Below are 5,549 nucleotides of genomic sequence, written 5' to 3'. Positions count from 1 at the left end.
TGCTGCGCGTATTGAACTCGTCGTCAAAGGTTAGCTTGTAACCTGACAGATCCAGCATGAATGTATTCCCCAAACAAAAGGCAAGATGCGGATCTTTGTCCGTGTTATAAGCTATCTTGCCTGTAAATTTCTGCCGATCGAAAGCGGCAGGCGGTGTATCTAGAACTGTTTTCCTATCGTTAACACTGTGGAAACTTTTACTTACGTGATTGCGGTCCTGTCAAGCTTCTGCATCTGGAGCATGAGCACGAGCGACATCTCCTACAGGGGCGTTCTATGCGCCTCATCCCAGCCCGCCCGGTTCGCCCGCGGCGGGCTTTCTTTGGTCAGTCCCCGGCCTCGCCACCCACTCCCGGGCGGCGGCTCCACTCGACATGTGCAGTGATCAATCGCGCGATCAGCCGCCTGAGCGGCAGCCGACGTGCTGCCCCGCCTCCTCGGCCACGAAATCGTGGTGCGTGTCGGAGAAGGTGCGGCGCCATGTGAAGGTCACTCGGCTGCCGAGCCCGGCCCGGAACAAGCCGGGGTGCTCGGCCAGCGTACCTTCACGCCCGCGACGTCAGCCTGCTCACGATAAAGGGCGGGCAACTGCGGAGAGAGACCAGTTTGCCGCGCGTCCACGGCCTGCATCGGCAGGTCGCGCGCGATGATAGCAGCCAGCCGGAAGCCGCTGGCCGCCTCGTCGAACTCAATGGCGAAGGGCGCATCGATCCCCGACTGCGCGAGTGCGCGTTTCAGGTTAGCGATCGCATCGACGATCCTCTGCGCCTTTCTCATCGCTCACCCCTTCACCGGATGCGCCAGCAGGATCGCGGTCCGGAGCATGTTCCGCTTGAATTTCGCTGAGCGATCAGGATCCCACACGGCCGCTTTGGCGGGCTGATGCGCATGTACCGCGGCCGCCAGGTCGATCTCGTAGCCGGATGCGAAGCGGAACGGCTCGACCTGCGGTTTCGCCAGGTAGGCATCGACCGCGGTGTCGATGTCCTCGTCTGTAATCTCGCCGGCTCTGCGCAGATCGCGGATGGTCGGGGCGGTGGCCATGGCTAGTGAACCTATCTCAGTCGGGCTGACTGGCTAGTTCCAGCGTCTATCTAGCTCAGTGTCGGTGTCTCTGGTCCAGAGAAGAACTGTTGTTCCGACCGCAGCCGATGCAGACATGCGGATCCCACGGCCTGTCGACCCCTAGCGTCTTCACGCTGAGAGTTCCGAGCGTGATCGAGCCGGTGTGCTCGGGGGGCGTGCGCGCGAAGTGCGATTGTACGGGGGACTGGGAGGCCACCTGACGCGCCACTGCGCTGCCGCAGGTCGCGAGCAGCATCAAGCCTGTGGCCCAAGCCGCTGTCGTTTGCCAAGGTGGCATCCACCCTCCTTCGATCGGGCGGGCCTTCTCGGCCAATGCTCAGCCGATTGGTAGAGCGAGCTAAGCAGTTTCTGCGGATCTGGATGCGGGTGAGGCTATCGGGCCACAACGGTCTTCAGGTCTGTCCGCGGTGCCCGGTGGCCGTCACACCTACAGCACGGGATCGAGGGCGATCTGGGCCGCCTCCTCCAGGCTGGCACGGAGTGCGGGTCCGGCCAGCGGCTCCGGAGTATCGGGAGCCGCCGGAGGCTGAGTTCCAGCCGCTGTGACGCACACGGGATCGCGGGAAGGTCTGTCGTGCAGAGTCAGGCTTCCCCGGCCTGCAGGGCTGCGTGAACGAGGTCCTGAACCGTCTCACACTCCATCTTTTTCATGAGCCGCGCCCGGAACACCTCGACTGTCCGAGGGCTGATGGCGAGTTCGTCCCCGATATCGCGATTAGTCCGGCCGAGCAGAACCCGGTCGAGGACCTGCCGCTCGCGGCTCGTCAGGCGGTCGAGGCGCCACGCGATGATCGCCTGCCTCACGTCGTAGCCGTTCGCACGGCGGCAGCGGATCGCTGAGCGAACCGCCCTCAGCAGAGCCTGCGGCGGGAATGGCTTCTCGATAAAATCTTGGGCCCCGAGCTTCATCGCGCGCACTGCCGTCGTGACATCGCCGTATCCTGTCATAACGACGACCGGGAGATTGCAGCCGGCAGCGCGTAGGCGGGTGAGGAGTTCGAGGCCGTCGATCCGCGGCATGCGGAGGTCGGTCAGGATACAGTCGCCATCCAATTGTGCCATTTCGGAAAGGATCCGACCGGCATTGGCGTGCTCACGGACTGTGAGGCTCGCACTCTCAAGGAGAGATGCCGTACTTTCGCGTACGGAGGCGCAATCGTCCACCAAGTGTATGAGCGGCCAAGACCCCATGATGTTTTCTTCTGATAGAATTATTGCGCTACAACTGTGACGTTTTAGTGCATCTCCGAGAACGGATCACACAGCCACGTGTATCATTTGGTACATATAATTTATTCCTCGTACGAGTACGAGCGTATCATATCAATTCCCCAATTTCTACATCGATCAAAAACGCACAGCAAGCGATTGAAAAGAAACGATAATTCTATTCGGATACCGCATTCGGCGTAGCCCGAAATTACTAGCCCTTTATCAGTATTCACATCCGAGCTTTCACCGTTAATATTAGAGGCGTCGGTCATGCAGAGCAGAACTCTCGCCTGCGAGCGCCGGCTCAAACGGTCAACGAGGCCGTGCGTTCATCAACGGAGGCATCTGATGAAAAAGGTTCTGCTCTCGGCCGTCGCTGTGCTCTCGCTCGCCGGTCTGCCCTCGACGGGCTACGCGTTTTCCCTGGGAAGCGGCAACGGCAACGGCAACGGCAACATCGGCGTCGGCAACGGCAACGCCAACGGCAACGGCAACACCGGTGCCTTCAACGGCAACGGGAACGGCAACTTCAACTTCGGTGCCCTTAACGGCAACCTGAACGGCAACGGCAACGCTGGTGCCCTTAACGGCAACCTGAACGGCAACGGGAACGTCGGCCTTGGCAACGGCAACGCCAACGGCAATCTCAACGGCGGTATCGGCAACGGCAACGTCAACGGCAACCTCAACCGCGGTATCGGCAACGGCAACGCCAACGGCAATTTCAACGGCGGTTTCCTGAACGGCAACGGCAACGGCAACCTGAACCGCTGAGCCGCGACGATGACCTTGGGAGCGGCCCATCTGGTCGCTCCCGACCTGTTTGCAGGGAGGCGATGATGAAGAACGCTCGGTTTCTTGTTCTCGCGGCACTCCTGGTAGCGGATGGGGCCTCGGCCCAAGCGCGCGCCTTTTCCTTCGGAAACGGAAACGGGAACGGAAACGGGAACATCGGGATCGCCAACGGCAACCTCAACGGCAACGGCAACACCGGTTCCGGCAACGGGAACGGCAACGGGAACGGCAACGGTGCCGTTCAGACAAACGGAAACCTCGGCGCGTTCAACTCGGGAACCGGCAACGTCGGTGCCTTCAACGGCAACGGCAACACCAGTTCGACCAGCGGCAACAACAACGCAGGCGCCTTCAACGGCAACCTGAATACAGGAGCCAACAACGGGAACGGCAATGTCGGCTCGTTCAACGGGAACCTGAACGGCGGAAGCTTCAATGGCAACGGCAATATCGGGTCCGCGAACGGGAACTTGAACGGCAATCCGACCCTGCGCTTTCGCTAGAAACGTCGACGAGGCCGGGCGTCAAACTTCTTCAAGCCGGAGGAAAAACGTGTCCGGGTCCGGCCGTCGACGCCCCCCGAAGCCGAATTCTCGCTTTCAGACCGTAAACGGTCATGTTTGGTCGGAGGACGAGAAGGCGGGGGCCATCCAGCGTACGCCGAAACAACGGCCCGGCCGGAAGAAGGGCGAAAGACAGAAGAACGGGCGCCCGGTCGCACCGCATTACAACTCAGCACCACTCTCTGACTGACCGGATCCGTGTTGACGGAGGCGGCGATGCTCCAGTTACGCAGCGTGCTTCGTCCCACCTGTGTGATCGTCGCTTGGCCACCAGCCGCCTTCTCTCGACCGCGGCAGGCCGCGTCCTGAGCCGGTTCCGAGTGCGGCAGTCGTGCCGCATCGCCGGCTTCGTCCGGAAGCCGAGCGCCTCGCATGCAGACCAGCATCGAAGGAGATCTCAGCATGACCGACTCATCCCGACGCATGGCCGGAGGTGTCTGCATCGCTGTCGCGGCGCTGCTCCCCGTTCCCCTCTCGGCCCAGGTGGTCATGACGCCCTCGGCCCCCACCGGCCCGGCCAACGGCTGGAGCCCGATGCCGGGTTTCTTCCGGCATCACCACCACATGCCCCCCGGCGGCGTCACCTTCCCGTTCTGGGGAGGTCACGTGCCCTCCGCAGGCTCCGGCGCCGCTGGCTCGGCCGCAGCGCTCGCACCCGGCGGTGCCGCCGCTCTCAATGGGGATGGCATGCCCTCCAACCTGGGCCTGATGGGCGGCACGGGCAACGGGAACGGCAATGGCAACATCGGCTCCAACAACGGCAACGGCAATTCAGGCAACTTCAACGGCAACGGCAACATCGGCTCCGACAACGGCAACGGCAATCTCACCAACGGGAACGGCAACTTCGGCATCGGCAATGGTGTCGGGAACGGAGGCGGTGATTATTCAGGGCAGTAGTACGGTGCGGCGGTGCGCGAAGAGCGATCCGGTACGGTCTCGCGGCGAGCGCCGATGCCGCATCGGCGCTCCAACGCTGCACCGGCTTCGCTGCTAAGTCAGCCTGCTTTCCCCGAGGCGGAGATGAATACCGATCCACCTCGTCCTACTCGGGCACACTCTGAGGTCTCGCACATGGCGCGCTGGTTGCCCGACAACCTGATGACGCTCGGCATCGCGGTGATCGCCGCCTTCGCCCTGCTCGCCTACGCCGATCCCGGTATGGGAAGCCTCCGGGGCGCGCGGCTTGGGTCGCCCGCCGCCGCCGCCGTCAACGAGGCCGCGGCGGCGGTCAAGGAGATGACCGCACCGGCACCTGAGGCGGGCCGCTTCATCACAGCGGCGATCCAGCGCGGTGCCCTGGAGCAGCTCATCACCGCCACCGGCACCGTGCAGCCGGTCGACACGGTGGAGGTCGGCTCGCAGCTCGCGGGGCAGATCGCCAAGCTGCACGTGGACTTCAACGACCGGGTCCGGCTGGGAGCCCCCCTCGCCGAGCTCGACCAGCGCAGTTTCGTCGCCAAGGTCGAGGAGAACCGCGCCGCGCTCGACATGGCGGTGGCGAACGTGAAGGTTCAGGAGGCCCGGCTCGATCGGGCCCGGATCGACCTCGACAACGCCCGCGGCACCAAGGCAGTGCTTCAGGCCAAGGTCGAGAGCGCGCAGGCCGTGCAGCTGGCCGCCGAGCGCAACCTCGACCGCAAGGTCACCCTGCGCAGCCGCGAGGTCGCCTCGGCTGCCGCCCTGGAGGAGGCGCAGACCGACCTCGCCTCCCGGAAGGCCCAAACGCGCGAGGCCAGCACGGTGCTCGGCCTCAACGGCTTTGCGGTAGAGGGCGCCGTTGCGGAGGTGCGCCGCCTCGAAGCGGAGCTGGCGCAGGCCCGTGCCGCCGTGCCCCAGCGGCAGGCGAGCCTCCGGGGCGCCGAGATCGACCTCGATCGGACGGTGATCCGC

7 protein-coding genes are annotated in these 5,549 nt (G+C 63.7%); 4 read left to right on the top strand and 3 right to left on the bottom strand.

Features of this window, described 5'->3' with window-relative positions; translation table 11 throughout:
* Positions 1 to 489 precede the first annotated feature (489 nt).
* The 3 genes from MFF58_RS31160 to MFF58_RS31150 form a co-directional block, all read right to left on the bottom strand.
* The gene (locus MFF58_RS31160) at positions 490 to 777 is read right to left on the bottom strand and encodes a hypothetical protein (RefSeq protein WP_238294132.1); all 288 of its coding nucleotides are present in this window, start codon (positions 775 to 777) and stop codon (positions 490 to 492) included.
* Between the two features lie 3 nt (positions 778 to 780).
* Positions 781 to 1,044 (bottom strand): hypothetical protein, encoded by a 264-nt coding sequence (locus MFF58_RS31155; RefSeq protein WP_238294130.1) that lies wholly within the window; start codon positions 1,042 to 1,044, stop codon positions 781 to 783.
* A 624-nt stretch (positions 1,045 to 1,668) separates the two neighbouring features.
* Positions 1,669 to 2,250: a response regulator transcription factor gene (locus tag MFF58_RS31150; protein WP_238294133.1), complete on the bottom strand. Its 582-nt coding sequence runs from the start codon at positions 2,248 to 2,250 to the stop codon at positions 1,669 to 1,671.
* Positions 2,251 to 2,646: 396 nt separating this feature from the next.
* On the opposite strand from MFF58_RS31150, the gene MFF58_RS31145 reads away from it, so the two are divergent.
* From MFF58_RS31145 to MFF58_RS31130, 4 genes are all read left to right on the top strand, one after another.
* Positions 2,647 to 3,072 carry a hypothetical protein gene (locus MFF58_RS31145; protein WP_238294127.1) on the top strand — a complete coding sequence of 142 codons (426 nt, stop codon included), beginning with the start codon at positions 2,647 to 2,649 and terminating at the stop codon, positions 3,070 to 3,072.
* A 62-nt stretch (positions 3,073 to 3,134) separates the two neighbouring features.
* Positions 3,135 to 3,596: a hypothetical protein gene (locus tag MFF58_RS31140; RefSeq protein WP_238294126.1), complete on the top strand. Its 462-nt coding sequence runs from the start codon at positions 3,135 to 3,137 to the stop codon at positions 3,594 to 3,596.
* A 432-nt stretch (positions 3,597 to 4,028) separates the two neighbouring features.
* Positions 4,029 to 4,556 (top strand): hypothetical protein, encoded by a 528-nt coding sequence (locus MFF58_RS31135; protein ID WP_238294123.1) that lies wholly within the window; start codon positions 4,029 to 4,031, stop codon positions 4,554 to 4,556.
* A gap of 174 nt (positions 4,557 to 4,730) precedes the next feature.
* On the top strand, positions 4,731 to 5,549 hold an 819-nt coding region (locus MFF58_RS31130; RefSeq protein WP_373323420.1), incomplete at its 3' end, for an HlyD family secretion protein.

Origin of the sequence: Methylobacterium longum, from assembly GCF_022179385.1 — a bacterium.
Classification (GTDB): Bacteria; Pseudomonadota; Alphaproteobacteria; order Rhizobiales; family Beijerinckiaceae; genus Methylobacterium; species Methylobacterium longum.
This window is presented reverse-complemented; position numbering and strand designations above follow the sequence as displayed.

Excerpts from the sequence above, each read along its gene's own strand:
- MFF58_RS31160 (WP_238294132.1), bottom strand. The coding sequence starts at position 777 with ATGAGAAAGGCGCAGAGGATCGTCGATGCGATCGCTAACCTGAAACGC.
- MFF58_RS31155 (WP_238294130.1), bottom strand. The coding sequence starts at position 1,044 with ATGGCCACCGCCCCGACCATCCGCGATCTGCGCAGAGCCGGCGAGATT.
- MFF58_RS31145 (WP_238294127.1), top strand. The coding sequence starts at position 2,647 with ATGAAAAAGGTTCTGCTCTCGGCCGTCGCTGTGCTCTCGCTCGCCGGT.
- MFF58_RS31140 (WP_238294126.1), top strand. The coding sequence starts at position 3,135 with ATGATGAAGAACGCTCGGTTTCTTGTTCTCGCGGCACTCCTGGTAGCG.
- MFF58_RS31135 (WP_238294123.1), top strand. The coding sequence starts at position 4,029 with ATGCAGACCAGCATCGAAGGAGATCTCAGCATGACCGACTCATCCCGA.